Genomic DNA, 15,022 nt, shown 5'->3' with positions numbered 1-15,022 from the left:
ACCATTAGATCTTACAGGCGCCGCTCTCGCAGCCATCATCCTGGATAGAAGGTGCCAGGTCATCCTGCGCATCTTCAGCACCGTCACGGGTGTTTTGATAGTAGAGCGTTTTCACGCCGAACTTATACGCCGTCAGCAGATCTTTCAGCAGCTGTTTCATCGGCACTTTACCGTTGGTGAAGCGCGACGGATCGTAGTTGGTGTTGGACGAAATCGCCTGGTCGATGAATTTCTGCATCAGACCCACCAGTTGCAGGTAGCCATCGTTGTTCGGCATTTCCCACAGCAGTTCGTACTGATCTTTCAGACGCTCATACTCCGGCACGACCTGACGCAGGATGCCATCTTTTGACGCTTTGATGCTGATGTGACCGCGCGGAGGCTCAATACCGTTGGTGGCATTGGAGATCTGCGACGAGGTTTCAGACGGCATCAGCGCAGACAGGGTCGAGTTGCGCAGGCCGTGCGTTTTAATCTCTTCACGCAGGCTTTCCCAGTCGAGATGCAGCGGTTCGTTGCTGATCGCATCCAGATCTTTCTTGTAGGTGTCGATAGGCAGAATGCCCTGCGCATAGGTGGTTTCATTGAACCACGGGCAGGCACCTTGCTCTTTCGCCAGCTCGTTTGAGGCTTTCAGCAGGTAATACTGAATCGCTTCAAAGGTCTTGTGCGTCAGGCCATTGGCGCTGCCATCGGAGTAGCGCACACCATGTTTCGCCAGATAGTAGGCGTAGTTGATGACGCCGATACCCAGGGTACGACGACCCATCGCGCCACGCTGGGCAGCCGGAATCGGGTAGTCCTGATAGTCGAGCAGCGCATCAAGCGCACGTACTGCCAGGGTAGCCAGCTCTTCCAGATCGTCGAGGCTTTCGATGGCGCCGAGGTTGAACGCCGAAAGCGTACACAGGGCAATCTCACCGTTTTCGTCGTTAACATCTTCCAGTGGTTTGGTCGGCAGGGCGATTTCCAGGCAGAGGTTAGACTGGCGAACCGGCGCAATGCTCGGGTCAAACGGGCTGTGGGTGTTGCAGTGATCGACGTTCTGAATGTAGATACGGCCGGTAGAGGCGCGTTCCTGCATCATCAGTGAGAAGAGATCGACCGCTTTAACACGCTGCTTGCGGATGCTCTGATCCTGCTCATATTTGGTATAGAGGCGCTCAAACTCATCCTGATTGGCGAAGAATGCGTCATACAGGCCAGGCACGTCAGACGGGCTGAACAGGGTGATATCTTCGCCTTTCAGCAGGCGCTGATACATCAGCTTGTTGAGCTGTACACCATAGTCCATGTGACGCACGCGGTTGCCTTCAACACCACGGTTGTTCTTCAGCACCAGCAGGCTTTCGATTTCCAGATGCCACATCGGGTAGAACAGCGTGGCTGCGCCGCCACGAACGCCGCCCTGAGAACAGGACTTCACCGCGGTCTGGAAATGCTTGTAGAACGGGATACAGCCGGTATGGAACGCTTCACCGCCGCGAATCGGGCTGCCCAGCGCACGGATACGACCGGCGTTGATACCGATGCCGGCACGCTGAGAGACATATTTCACAATCGCGCTGGAGGTGGCGTTGATGGAGTCCAGGCTGTCGCCACACTCGATCAGTACACAGGAGCTGAACTGACGTGTTGGGGTGCGTACGCCAGACATGATTGGCGTCGGCAGGGAGATTTTAAACGTCGAGATCGCATCATAGAAACGCTTGATGTAATCCATACGCGTGTCGCGCGGATAGCCGGAGAAGAGGCAGGCGGCGACCAGAATGTAGAGGAACTGCGCGCTTTCGTAGATTTCACCCGAAACGCGGTTCTGCACCAGATATTTACCTTCCAGCTGCTTCACAGCGGCATAGGAGAAGTTCATGTCACGCCAGTGGTCGAGGAACTCGTCCATCTGCGCAAACTCTTCCTGGCTGTAATCTTCCAGCAGGTGGCGATCATATTTGCCCATGTCGACCATTTTAACGACCTGGTCATAGAGCTTTGGTGGTTCAAACTGACCATACGCTTTTTTGCGCAGGTGGAAGATCGCCAGGCGGGCAGCCAGGTACTGATAGTCAGGGGCATCGCGGGAGATGAGGTCTGCTGCGGCCTTGATGATGGTCTCATGAATGTCAGAGGTTCTGATGCCATCATAGAACTGAATGTGAGAGCGCAGCTCAACCTGTGAAACTGAGACGTTGTTCAGCCCTTCAGCTGCCCAGTCCAGCACACGGTGAATTTTGTCGAGATCAATGCGCTCCTGGCGGCCATCGCGTTTAGTAACGAGCAGACTCTGGTTCATGTCGCGTTTTTACCTTTGCGTGAGTATCCAAAAATTAAAAGAAATCCCGGTTTATACACAGCCTATTCATTGTGAATAATGTGTGGATAAACACTACATCTAGGGGGTGATGGGAAAAGCCATAACTACATGGGGGCATATTTTAGTATTTTACGGCCGCTTAACAAGAGCAAAAAATGATGGCTGGAGGGGTTGTAATTCTTGCGAAATTTCTTAGCCCACGCCTTGTAAGGCCTGGCATCATGTCAACCAGATCACACTTTTTTTTCTTATTATGATCGGGCGCGTGTTTCTTATTCAATCCTCAGGATTCAGCAGGAAAAGGGATGAAAAATGGCTAAAAGCCGCTAGCGGGTTGCTGGTCAGCAGAGAATCGGATGCGGTAACGCTGAAGAGGATGGAACCGGGCTGATGTAACCTATTGGCAGACATCAGAATGCCTCTGGCGCGGTGAGTGCTGTGACCGGCACAGGGAGAACGGACGCAGAAGAGGAGATGCCCGCCCTGATTCAGGCGGGCGGGTCACTCAGACGGCGCGGTGGGTGTGCACCATATAATTCACGTCAGTGCCGGGAGCCAGTTTGAATCGGTTAGTCACCGGGTTGTAATGCAGGCCAATGATGTGGCGTTCACGCAGGGCCGTTTCATCGACCCAGCCCAGCAGTTCGGAAGGACGGATAAATTTCTTCACGTCGTGAGTGCCGCGCGGCAGCATGCGCAACACATATTCCGCACCAAATATCGCCAGCAGCCAGGCTTTTGGATTGCGGTTCAGCGTAGAGAAGAAGACTTCGCCGCCGGGTTTGACCAGCTTCGCACAGGCGTGAACGACTGAGCGCGGATCCGGCACGTGCTCCAGCATCTCCATGCAGGTCACCACATCATATTTTCCGGCGTGCTGCTCCGCATGCTCTTCGACGGTCTGCTGCACGTAGTCCAGCGTCACTCCGCTCTCCAGAGCATGCAGGCGCGCCACGGCCAGCGGTTCCGCGCCCATGTCCAGACCCGTGACCACGGCGCCTTCGCGCGCCATACTTTCGGCTAAGATGCCGCCGCCGCATCCGACGTCGAGCACGGTTTTACCGAATAAGCCGTTGCTGTGCTGCGCGATATAGCCCAGGCGCAGCGGGTTAATGCGGTGCAACGGTTTAAATTCACCCTCCAGATCCCACCAGCGCGAGGCAACGGCCTCAAACTTGGCAATTTCCTGCGCATCGACGTTCTGCTGATGATTCTGCGGTTGTGCATTCATTGAATCGTAACTCCTGACAAAATGTGCCCACAGTATAAACGCTTAACCGCAGATGGCACACCTTTCAGGCACAAGGAAAAGCGGGTGAAATCGGTGGTTAGCGTTCACCAGAGCATTGCAGTGTGATATACTTTCGCACCTTTAAAATCCGGGATTAAGTAGAGGGATAGCGGCTCCATGAGCGACCTTGCGAGAGAAATTACACCGGTCAATATCGAAGAAGAATTAAAAAATTCTTACCTCGGTTACGCCATGTCGGTCATCGTTGGCCGAGCTTTACCCGATGTGCGTGATGGCCTGAAGCCGGTTCATCGTCGCGTACTTTTTGCGATGAGTGTACTGGGTAACGACTGGAACAAACCCTATAAAAAATCTGCCCGCGTCGTCGGTGACGTTATCGGTAAATATCACCCGCATGGTGATTCCGCCGTTTACGACACCATTGTACGTATGGCCCAGCCTTTCTCCCTGCGTTACATGCTGGTGGACGGACAAGGCAACTTCGGTTCCATCGACGGCGACTCCGCCGCGGCGATGCGTTATACCGAAATTCGCATGTCGAAAATCGCCCACGACCTGTTAGCTGACCTGGAAAAAGATACCGTCGATTTCGTACCGAACTACGACGGCACTGAGCAGATCCCTGAAGTTCTGCCGACCAAAATCCCTAACCTGCTGGTGAACGGCTCTTCCGGTATCGCCGTAGGTATGGCAACCAACATTCCGCCGCATAACCTGCGTGAAGTGATTAACGGCTGCCTGGCTTACATTGAAAATGAAGACATCAGCATTGAAGAGCTGATGGAGCACATTCCGGGGCCTGATTTCCCGACCGCCGCTATCATCAATGGTCGCCGTGGCATCGAAGAAGCGTATCGCACCGGACGCGGTAAAATTTATATTCGTGCGCGTGGCGAAGTGGAAGCCGATGCTAAAACGGGCCGCGAGACCATCATCATTCATGAGCTGCCGTATCAGGTTAACAAGGCACGCCTGATTGAGAAGATTGCGGAGCTGGTGAAAGAGAAGCGTGTCGAAGGCATCAGCGCACTGCGCGATGAGTCTGATAAAGACGGCATGCGTATCGTGATTGAGATCAAGCGCGATGCGGTCGGCGAAGTCGTGCTGAATAATCTCTATTCACTGACCCAGTTGCAGACCTCGTTTGGTATCAACATGGTCGCCCTGCATCAGGGTCAGCCGAAGATCATGGCGCTGAAGGAGATTCTGGACGCCTTTGTTCGCCATCGTCGTGAAGTTGTGACGCGTCGTACTATCTTTGAACTGCGTAAAGCACGCGATCGTGCGCATATTCTGGAAGGTCTGGCGATTGCGCTGGCGAATATCGATCCTATCATCGAGCTGATTCGTCGTGCACCAAACCCGGCAGAAGCGAAAGCGGGTCTGATTGCACAGTCGTGGGCTCTCGGTAACGTGTCAGCGATGCTGGAACGTGCTGGTGATGACGCCGCGCGTCCGGAGTGGCTGGATCCACAATATGGCATCCGTGATGGTCAATACTATCTGACCGAGCAGCAGGCTCAGGCAATTCTGGATCTGCGTCTGCAGAAACTGACCGGCCTTGAGCACGAGAAGCTGCTGGATGAGTATAAAGCGCTGCTGGAGCAGATCGCTGAGTTGCTGCGCATTCTGTCGAACGCGGACCGTCTGATGGAAGTGATCCGCGAAGAGCTGGAGCTGATGCGTGATCAGTTCGGTGATGAGCGTCGCACAGAGATTACCGCCAACACGGCTGACATTAATATCGAAGACCTGATCAATCAGGAAGATGTTGTGGTGACATTGTCGCATCAGGGCTATGTGAAGTATCAGCCGCTGACCGACTATGAAGCGCAGCGTCGTGGTGGTAAGGGCAAGTCAGCCGCACGTATCAAAGAAGAGGACTTCATTGATCGTCTGCTGGTCGCCAATACGCATGACACGATTCTTTGCTTCTCCAGCCGTGGCCGTCTCTACTGGATGAAGGTTTACCAGCTGCCGGAAGCAAGCCGTGGCGCACGTGGACGTCCAATCGTCAACCTGCTGCCGCTGGAAGCCAACGAGCGTATTACGGCGATTCTGCCGGTACGTGAGTATACCGAAGGCTTTAATATCTTTATGGCGACCGCGCTCGGTACCGTGAAGAAGACCGCACTGAAAGAGTTCAGCCGTCCACGCAGCGCGGGCATTATTGCCGTGAATCTGCGTGACGACGATGAGCTGATCGGTGTGGCGCTGACCAACGGTAACGATGAAGCGATGCTGTTCTCAGCGGCCGGTAAAGTGGTGCGCTTTGCAGAAACCGCAGTCCGTGCGATGGGTCGTACCGCCTCTGGCGTACGCGGCATCAGGCTGGCTGAAGGCGATCGCGTTGTGTCATTGATTGTGCCGCGTGAAGAGGGTGCAATTATGACCGTGACGCAGAATGGTTACGGCAAGCGTACGGCCAACAGCGAATACCCGACCAAGTCGCGTGCGACTCAGGGTGTTATTTCAATCAAAGTGACCGAACGTAATGGTCCGGTGATTGGCGCCGTTCAGGTCGTTGATGGCGATCAGATTATGATGATCACCGATGCCGGTACGCTGGTGCGTACCCGCGTTTCAGAAGTGAGCGTCGTGGGTCGTAATACCCAGGGTGTGATTCTGATTCGTACCGCAGAGGATGAGAACGTCGTGGGTCTGCAGCGTGTTGCCGAGCCGGTTGAAGAAGAAGAGCTGGATTCAATCGACGGTAGCGTGGCGGAAGGCGAGGAAGATATCGCGCCGGAAGCAGAGAACGACGATGAAGAGATTGCGCCGGAAGCGGATGCAGAAGACGAAGACGACGCGGCTGAAGACGAAGAGTAATTTGTCTGGCGTGAGCTGAAGTTCGTTGCAGAAACGGCAGGTCAGGGGAAACCCGGCCTGCCGTTTTTTTTGTGTGATGGGGAAGGAGCAGGGAGCTTAGGGCTGGTGGCTGGGAGCTGGGAGCTGGTGGCTGTGAGTCGGGAGCTGCCGAAAGGCCTGCTATGCCCGATCGCAAAGGATTCCCGCATCCATGCGGATCGGCCACACCATCGCGGGCCAGACGCTTTGCTCTTCAGGCATAGCGGGCCTTTCTTGTTGGGATTTGGGTGTCGCTTTGAGGGGATAGGCGTGTTGTTTGAGGTGTGAGAGGCGGGTCGGGAAAATGGCTGATGGCTGTGAGTCGGGAGCTGCCGAAAGGCCTGCTATGCCCGATCGCAAAGGATTCCCGCATCCATGCGGATCGGCCACGCCATCGCGGGCCAGACGCTTTGCTCTTCGGGCATAGCAGGCATTTCTTGTTGGGATTTGGGTGTCGCTTTGAGGGGATGGGGCGTGGTGTTGTTTGAGGTGTGAGAGGCGGGTCGGGAAAATGGCGGGTGGCGGGTGGCGGGTGGCTGGTGGCTGGTGGCTGGTGGCTGGTGGCTGATGGCTGTGAGTCGGGAGCCGCCGAAAGACCCGCTATGCCCGATCGCAAAGGATTCCCGCATCCATGCGGATCGGCCACGCCATCCCTGGCGTGGACGCTTTGCTCCTCGGGCATAGCGGGCCTTTCTTGTTGGGATTTTGACGTCGCTTTGAGGGGGATATGTGTGTATTTGTTTAAGCCGTGAGAGGCGGCCATTTTTTGTTGGGATAAAGATGTTGCTTTGGCTGTCTTAAAAGATTCCCAAACCGCCCGCTAAGCCTGCGGCTGGCTGGCTTTTTACGCCCGATAAAGCTAGTGTATGGGCATTAAAAATCGATGATGCGACTAACCTTGCCAACTGCGAGTTACCTTTGAAATATCCTGTCTCTTTCCGCACTACGCTTCGCATCTCGCGCTATCTTTTCCGCGCGCTGGCGCTGCTAATCTGGACGCTGGGCGCCGTTCTTACTGCGTTTTACATTATCAGCGTGCTGCACAATAAAGAGACGCAGGTTCGGCAGGAGTTTGCCAGCAACTACGGCACGATACAGTGGTATGTCCGTCATTCGGCGGACATGATGCGTGAGCTGAAATATATCACCGAGAACCGCTTAACCAACGCCAGCAGCGGTCTGGATGTGCTGACCGGTATGATGCCAGGCAAAACATCCCAGCCGCAGTTTACGCCCCTGTTTTCGGATGGCGACTGTACCTCGATGAGCAATACCTGGCGCAACTCGCTCGATTCACTCAGTTACTACATCAATTACTGGAAAAGTAACTTCGCCTCATCGTATGAGCTGAATCGGGTGTTCTTTATCGGTGGCGAGAGTCAGTGTCTGGCCGACTTCACGATTGGCAGCAGCAATGCTGACCGGGAACGCAGCCTGAAATCGCTGCGTGAGAATGTGCTGCGCTATCGCAATAGCAGCGAAGAAGATCGCCGCAATCCGATGTACTGGATTAACAGCAGTGCTCAGCCAGGCGTCGGAACCTTCTTTATGGTGGTGCCCGTCTACGTTGCTAATAAGTTACAGGCGCTGCTGGGCGTCGAACAGAATATCCGGCTGGATGAGTTTATTCAGCCGGGCAGCCTGCCGATTATCGCGTCCATTACCGATGAAAATTATCGTCCACTGCTAAATTCGCGGCGCGGCGGGCTGGGCTTCTCGCTCGATAGTCTTCCTGATGATAAAACCTGGTTCGGATACCTGAATGGTTATCGTCAGCTGGTTCTGAAAAAGCCGCTGCCGCCTTCCGATCTTAACGTGGTGTGGTCGATATCTACCGACGTGATGGTGGATCAGCTCAAGCTGATGATCATTAATGCGCTGCTGCTCAATATTTTCAGCGCTGTCATTCTGTTTACCCTCGCCTGGCTGTTTGAGCGCCGGATGTTCCTGCCGGCGGAGGAGAACGCGCACCGGCTGGAAGAGCACGAGCAGTTTAACCGTAAGATTGTCGCCTCTGCGCCGGTCGGGATCTGTATTTTACGCACCAGCGACGGCACCAATATTCTGAGTAACGAGCTGGCGCACAATTATCTGACGTTGCTGACGCAGGAAGATCGCCTGCGGCTGAATGAGATTATTGGCGGGCAGCAGGTCAACTTTGTCGATGTGCTCACCGGCAGTAATACCAATTTGCAAATCAGCTTCGTGCATTCGCGCTATCGTAATGAGAACGTGGCGATTTGCGTGCTGGTCGATGTCTCGGCGCGCGTGCGGATGGAGCAGTCGCTGCAGGAGATGGCCCACGCGGCAGAGCAGGCGAGCCAGTCAAAATCGATGTTCCTTGCCACGGTCAGTCACGAACTGCGCACGCCGCTTTATGGCATTATCGGGAATCTCGATCTGCTGCAGACCAAAGAACTGCCCAGCGGTATCGACTCGCTGGTGACGGCGATGAACAACTCCTCCAGCCTGCTGCTGAAAATCATCAGCGATATTCTCGACTTCTCAAAAATCGAATCAGAGCAGCTGAAAATTGAGCCGCGTCCGTTTGCACCTCGTGAAATCGTGACCCACATCGTCGGCAACTATCTGTCGCTGGTGGTGAAGAAGCGGCTTACGCTCTACTGCTTTATTGAACATGACGTTCCGCAGGTGCTGGACGGCGATCCGCTGCGTCTGCAGCAGGTGATCTCTAACCTGCTGAATAACGCGATTAAGTTCACGCATACGGGCTGTATTATCCTCCACGCTTACGTTGCGCAGGGCTATCTGGCATTCCGCGTCCGTGATACTGGCGTCGGCATTCCGGCAAAAGAGCTGCCACGCCTGTTTGATCCCTTCTTCCAGGTGGGAAATGGCGTGCAGCGTAATTTCCAGGGCACCGGGCTGGGACTGGCGATCTGTGAAAAGCTGATCAATATGATGGATGGCGACATTGAGGTCGACTCAGAGCCAGGCATGGGCAGCCAGTTTATTGTGCGTATTCCAATCTACAAAGGGCAGAAGCCGTCACTGATGCTGCTGGAGGATTTACAGGATAAGAAAATCTGGCTGGCGATGCGCAACGAGTACCTCGCGGAATTTATCACGCGTCAGATTCAGCAGCAGGGCATTCAGGTCGCGGAGTATAACGGTAAGCCTGGCCATGACGATGTGGTGATGACCGATTACGAACTGGATATTGATGTTCCGTTGCGGGCACTGGTCACTTTCGATGGATCGCATGTGGATATGCCGCGTGAACGTCAGCCTGGCCGCTGGATCCACTCTACCGCCACGCTGCATGAGGTTCCGGCGCTGCTGGCGCGCATCTATCGGATCGCACTCGGCAACGACGCCGCAGATGCGCTGTTGCTGGCCGCGCCGGTAGAAGAGAAAGTGCATAACGATGACATCATGGTGCTGATTGTCGATGACCATCCGATTAACCGCATGCTGCTGTCGGAACAGCTCGGCACGCTGGGCTATCAGGTGAAGACTGCGCAGGATGGCGTTGATGCACTTAATGTACTGAGTCGTAATGAGATTGATATCGTACTCACCGACGTGAACATGCCGAATATGGATGGTTATCGCCTGACGCAGCGGTTGCGTCAGCTGGGCCATCTCTTCCCGGTGGTTGGCGTGACGGCGAATGCGCTGGCGGAAGAGAAACAGCGTTGCATGGATGCGGGCATGGATAACTGCCTGTCGAAACCGGTGACGTTAGATGTGCTGAAAGTGACGCTGGCAATCTATGCTGATCGGGTACGTAAAACGCGGATGGGATAGGGCAGGAAAGGGCAGAGGCGAGGCGGTGCAGGCTGCACCGCCTCAGGAAGTAACTTAGTCTCTTTCGACCTGAGTCTGGCTGACAGACGACAGGTAGTTCAGCAGTGCGATATCGTTATCCACGCCCAGTTTCATCATCGCTGATTTCTTCTGGCTACTGATGGTTTTGATACTGCGGTTCAGCTTCTTGGCAATCTCGGTGACCAGGAAACCTTCTGCAAACAGACGCAGCACTTCGCTCTCTTTCGGTGACAGGCGTTTGTCGCCATAACCACCCGCGCTGATTTTCTCCAGCAGTTTCGCAACGCTTTCCGGCGTATATTTCTTGCCTTTCTGCAGTGCAGCCAGTGCCTTTGGCAAATCGGTTGGCGCGCCCTGTTTCAGTACAATCCCTTCGATATCGAGATCAAGTACTGAACTCAGAATCGCCGGGTTATTGTTCATGGTCAGAACAATAATCGAGAGATCCGGGTAGTGGCGTTTAATATATTTAATCAGCGTAATACCATCGCCATACTTCTCACCTGGCATAGAGAGGTCGGTGATCAGGACGTTGGCGTCAAGCTTGGACAGATTATTGATCAGTGCTGTTGAGTCTTCGAACTCACCTACAACGTTAACCCATTCAATTTGTTCCAGAGATTTTCGGATACCGAAAAGGACAATTGGATGGTCATCGGCAATAATTACGTTTAAGTTATTCATCTTATTGGTTACCTTGCTGCAGCAGTTGATTGACGTAAGCGTCAATATCACTGGTGGTATTTGTAATGTTTGAATCGTCACACGCTTTAATGTGGTGTTCTAACTCTTCACAAAGCTGTTTGCCGGGAGTCAGATTGAGCATGGCAAACACGCCCTTTAGGCGATGCGCTGTCTGAGCAAGCGAGGCGTAGTCCTTTTCCGCCGACTCAGTATACAGCCTCTTCACATCAACCGGTACTGTCTCCGTAAACAGCTGGAAATAGCCGCCGCTCATCAATGGCGTGGCCGCGTCGTCTTCCGTGTCGTTATCCATCACATCATGCGACAGTTGCTTCTCTATCAGTGCCAGCAATGCATCCAGCAGCGCATTACTGAGATTGAAATTGACCCGATACTGCTGGTCGTTCAGTGCATGGTGCCCCAGTTCATCTTCCGCCAGCAGCAGTGCCCAGCCGCTAAGCTTTGATGGATCGTCGGTCACCAGCACATCGTGATCCTGACCGGAAATGCGCTCGTCGGGTGTCAGACAACGCGCTCCCCAGTTTTCCAGATGGCGGCAGACAATTTTATGCACGTCCTCCACGGTGATCTCCACCAGCGCGGTAACGCCATCCAGAATTTTTTCCTCTTCTTCTTCGCGCTTCTGCTCCAGCACCAGCGGCAACTGCATGTTATAGCGCGTGCCGATATCCGCTTTTGCCACGATATCCAGGCTGCCGCCCATCTGCTTGCAGAGCTGCTTACAGAGGAAGAACGCCATGCCAGAAGCCTGTCCGTAGCGATCCTGACTGGTATCACCCAGGAACGGGAAGTCGACATTGGCCAGTTCATCCACCGTCAGGCCCGCACCGGTGTCCACCAGTTCGATAATCAATCTATCGGCCTGCTTGTCCGCAGCCTTAACTTCCAGGGTGATTTTCCCCCAGCGGGTGGTGGTCAGGGCGTAGTGCATCAGCGTGGTCAGCACTTTACGCAGGGCGCGACGGTCGCCAAAGCGCGTCTCATCATTAGCCAGGTGATTATTCACCACCAGCGACAGCCCTTTGCGGCGCATCAGCGGCAGGCTTTCCAGCGCGATCTCATCCAGCAGTTCCTGCAGGTTAAAGACGGTCGCATCGGGTGACCAGTCGTGCGCCTCAAGCCGGTTCAGCAGCACAATATCATCCACCAGCCGCGCCAGCCCCTGACTCTCATCGAGCAGATCCAGCACGGTCTCATCGGCATCACGCTGGCTGAGCTGTACCAGCTGCGTCACCATCTTCTCCAGGGGCTGATTCAGCGCATGGCCCAGATTGTGCAGCAGCTGCTGTCGCATCTGATGGTTACGATCCAGCACCTGCTGCGCTTTTTGCAGCTTCTTATTCACCAGCAGCTCGCGATCCTGGTCACGCATCATAAACAGCTGGGTATGCGGCGACAGCACGCTGCGGGCGTGGCGAATCTCATACACTTCGTTATTGATGGTGGCCTGCAGCACGCCCTGATGCTGGTCGGACATATTAATGATCTTCTGCAGATTGAGGTGAGGCAAAAGATGTTCAGCAATCTTATTGCTCAGCAGGGTGCGGTTGCTGGCAAAGTCATACACCAGCAGACCGACCGGCAGACTAGCCACTATCTCTTCATTCAATACCCGCAGCGAATCGAGTTCAGCGCTCTGGTTCTCGCTGGGACGCAGCGACTGCTGGCGCAGCAGCACGATACCCGCCAGTGAAAGCAGGAACAGCAGCAGGTTAATCAGCAGCGGCCAGAGCAGATTGTGCAGGGTGTCGATAATCAGACGGCCAATCGGCACCTGATAAACCAGCTGCAGCGAGGTGCTGGGCAGGGTGGCCGTAATCTCGATATTGGGATTAACCAGTGAGATGCGGGTATTTTCCACCTCCTGCTGTTCACTGCTGCTGGCAGGCATTGAGCTGTCCTGACGCAGCTGGAAATTTTCCAGCGGCATGTTCTGCGGAACAATATCGTTAACCGGCAGATCAAAGGCGACCACCGTGGCCAGATGGCCTGGCTGATTAAAGGTGGTACGCAGCGTGAAATAGTGATCGTTCTGGAAGGCGAGGTGGCGCAGCGGTGAGAAACTCTCGCGCTCATCGAGCGCATTCGCCTGCTGCAACATCTCAGCACGACGGCCATCAACCATTGAACTGATGGCGCTCTCTTTATAGCGCGTCGCCATATCTTTCAGCGGCAGGGTCGAGATCATAATCAGGCTATTGTCCTGACCATTTAAAAAGTACATCGACCAGGTGGGATTTTCTGCGCCCCACAGCGTGTCGAGATAGTTCGACATCCGCATGGTCATGTCCAGCGTGCTGCTGTCATGTGAGCCGAAAATCAGCGCTTCCGTTTTACGCCGGGTTTTTTCCAGGTAGTAGACGTCAGGACGCAGTCGCGTCTCCTGCAGGTTACTGCCGGGTGTTGCACCTGCCGCACTGGTAGAAAGGTTTTCATAGATCTGCCAGGTGGCAAAGCGATAGGCATCAATGCGCTTCTGAACGTCACGAGCCAGATCGTCCATGGCATAGCGCTTCCCGGTCAGCCAGGCATTCACCGAGTTATGCACCATAAAGCCCAGCGCCAGCAGGAGCACCAGATTGAAAACCACAAAAAAGCGGGTGACGTTGCCGGAGGTCAGTGGAAACTTATACAACATAGCGTGTCAGGTACCTGAATTATTGCGCAACTTTTCGCGCACTGGCGGCTACCGCTAACAGCAACAGGGCGATCGCTAAAAATGCGCCGCTGAGGCTGATCCATTGCGAAATGAATCCGATTAAAGCCGGACCTGAGAGAATACCCGCATATCCCAGCGTTGTCATGGCAGAAATCGCCAGGTTCGCAGGCATATCCTGTTGATTCCCGGCAGCATTGAACAACATCGGCACCGTGTTAGATAAACCAAAGCCGACCAGCAGGAAAGCCAGCAGGGCGATCTCCGGCCACGGCAGCCAGACGGCCAGACTCATGCCCGCGGCGGCGGTCAGCGCGCCGGTCAGCATCACCGGGTAGCGGCCAAAACGCTGGATGATCTTATCGCCGCTAAAACGGCCCAGCGTCATCGCCACGGAAAAGACCGCATAGCCCAGCCCGGCCCAGGCGGGTGACATCTCCGGGTTCTGCAGCAACAGCAGCGCGCCCCAGTCCAGCACGGCCCCTTCCGCCAGGAACAGGATAAAGCAGAGCAGGCCAAGAAACGCGACCCAGCCGCGTGGGATCACCAGCCAGGGTTGATCGGGCTGATGCAGGCGTTCATTCATTAAGACCGGCAGTCGCCACAGCAACAGCAACAACATCACTGCCATTACCACCAGCGTGGCGGCCAGTGGTGAAAAAGACTGGCTCAGCAACAGGCTGACCGTGCCCGCACCCAGAATCCCGCCAAGACTGAAGAAGCCATGGAAGCCGGACATCATCGGTTTATCCGCCGCCTGCTCAACCTGAACCGCCTGATAATTCATCGCCACATCCAGCATGCCCAGCCCGGCGCCAAACAGCATCAGCGCAGCCGCCATGACCAGATGAGAGTCAGCCGTGGCCAGCAGCGGCATCATCATCAGCACTAACAGGGTAGAGAAGCACATCACCCGACGGCAGCCAAACCGCGCCACCAGTGTGCCGGTCACCGGCATCGCGGCCAGCGAACCAATACCCAGACAGAGCAGTAACGCGCCCAGTGATGCACCGCTGAGCTGCAGACGATCGCGGGCAAACGGCACCAGCGGAGCCCAGGCTGACATTCCTAAGCCATTGATCAAAAAGATGGTGCGCGTGCCCCAGTTAAGGCGGCTCTGATGTTTGTTTTGTTGTGCAGCGTCCAGTGCGGTCATAGGTCAGATTCATCAATGGTAAAGCGGAAAAGTGTAGCACTGGCCGTGAGTCAGTGGTCGTTGCGCCTCTTATCAGGAAGGGGGCAGCAACATGGCATAAATGACAAAACCGGGAGTTTACCGACTTTTGTCGCGCTGCGAATTTTTTCCAGAACTTTCCTGGCATGACCACCGCCCCGCAGAATGACTTAACTCAAATTTCATTGTCGTTTTTCAACGACTTGCTGCTGAAAAATCGGATCAGGGCCACTGATAAATGATGGCTGAATCGCTTAATGAACAAATTTTTTTTACAGCCCTGAT

General features: G+C 54.7%; 7 protein-coding genes. 2 read left to right on the top strand and 5 right to left on the bottom strand.

Annotated elements, in window-relative coordinates:
• Window positions 1-4 precede the first annotated feature (4 nt).
• Window positions 5-2,290, bottom strand: a complete 2,286-nt coding sequence (gene nrdA / locus AC6I8B_RS13370; protein WP_010258098.1) for a class 1a ribonucleoside-diphosphate reductase subunit alpha — start codon at window positions 2,288-2,290, stop codon at window positions 5-7.
• Between the two features lie 526 nt (window positions 2,291-2,816).
• Window positions 2,817-3,542, bottom strand: coding sequence for a bifunctional 2-polyprenyl-6-hydroxyphenol methylase/3-demethylubiquinol 3-O-methyltransferase UbiG (ubiG, locus tag AC6I8B_RS13365; protein ID WP_010671459.1), 726 nt, complete (start codon window positions 3,540-3,542; stop codon window positions 2,817-2,819).
• 177 nt (window positions 3,543-3,719) lie between these two features.
• On the opposite strand from ubiG, the gene gyrA reads away from it, so the two are divergent.
• Together gyrA and rcsC are read left to right on the top strand one after the other, a co-directional pair.
• On the top strand, window positions 3,720-6,392 hold the full coding sequence (gyrA, locus tag AC6I8B_RS13360; protein ID WP_033772293.1) for a DNA topoisomerase (ATP-hydrolyzing) subunit A: 2,673 nt from the start codon (window positions 3,720-3,722) through the stop codon (window positions 6,390-6,392).
• Window positions 6,393-7,328: 936 nt separating this feature from the next.
• Window positions 7,329-10,181 (top strand): two-component system sensor histidine kinase RcsC, encoded by a 2,853-nt coding sequence (gene rcsC / locus AC6I8B_RS13355; protein WP_022625067.1) that lies wholly within the window; start codon window positions 7,329-7,331, stop codon window positions 10,179-10,181.
• A gap of 54 nt (window positions 10,182-10,235) precedes the next feature.
• Here the strand turns inward: rcsC and rcsB are convergent, their stop codons facing one another.
• Genes rcsB through AC6I8B_RS13340 form a run of 3 tightly spaced genes read right to left on the bottom strand, consistent with a single transcriptional unit; the run spans window position 10,236 to window position 14,719 of the window.
• Window positions 10,236-10,886, bottom strand: coding sequence for a response regulator transcription factor RcsB (gene rcsB / locus AC6I8B_RS13350; protein ID WP_009089068.1), 651 nt, complete (start codon window positions 10,884-10,886; stop codon window positions 10,236-10,238).
• A 1-nt stretch (window position 10,887) separates the two neighbouring features.
• A complete protein-coding gene (rcsD, locus tag AC6I8B_RS13345; protein WP_010248389.1) occupies window positions 10,888-13,545 on the bottom strand; it encodes a phosphotransferase RcsD in 2,658 nt (885 codons plus the stop codon).
• A 19-nt stretch (window positions 13,546-13,564) separates the two neighbouring features.
• Window positions 13,565-14,719 (bottom strand): MFS transporter, encoded by a 1,155-nt coding sequence (locus AC6I8B_RS13340; RefSeq protein WP_022625065.1) that lies wholly within the window; start codon window positions 14,717-14,719, stop codon window positions 13,565-13,567.
• Between the last annotated feature and the right edge of the window lie 303 nt (window positions 14,720-15,022).

This window comes from Pantoea sp. X-Soil-ISGK-285 (assembly GCF_059730815.1).
The sequence above is the reverse complement of the archived record's forward strand: the minus strand, read 5'-3'. Positions and strand labels throughout refer to the sequence as shown.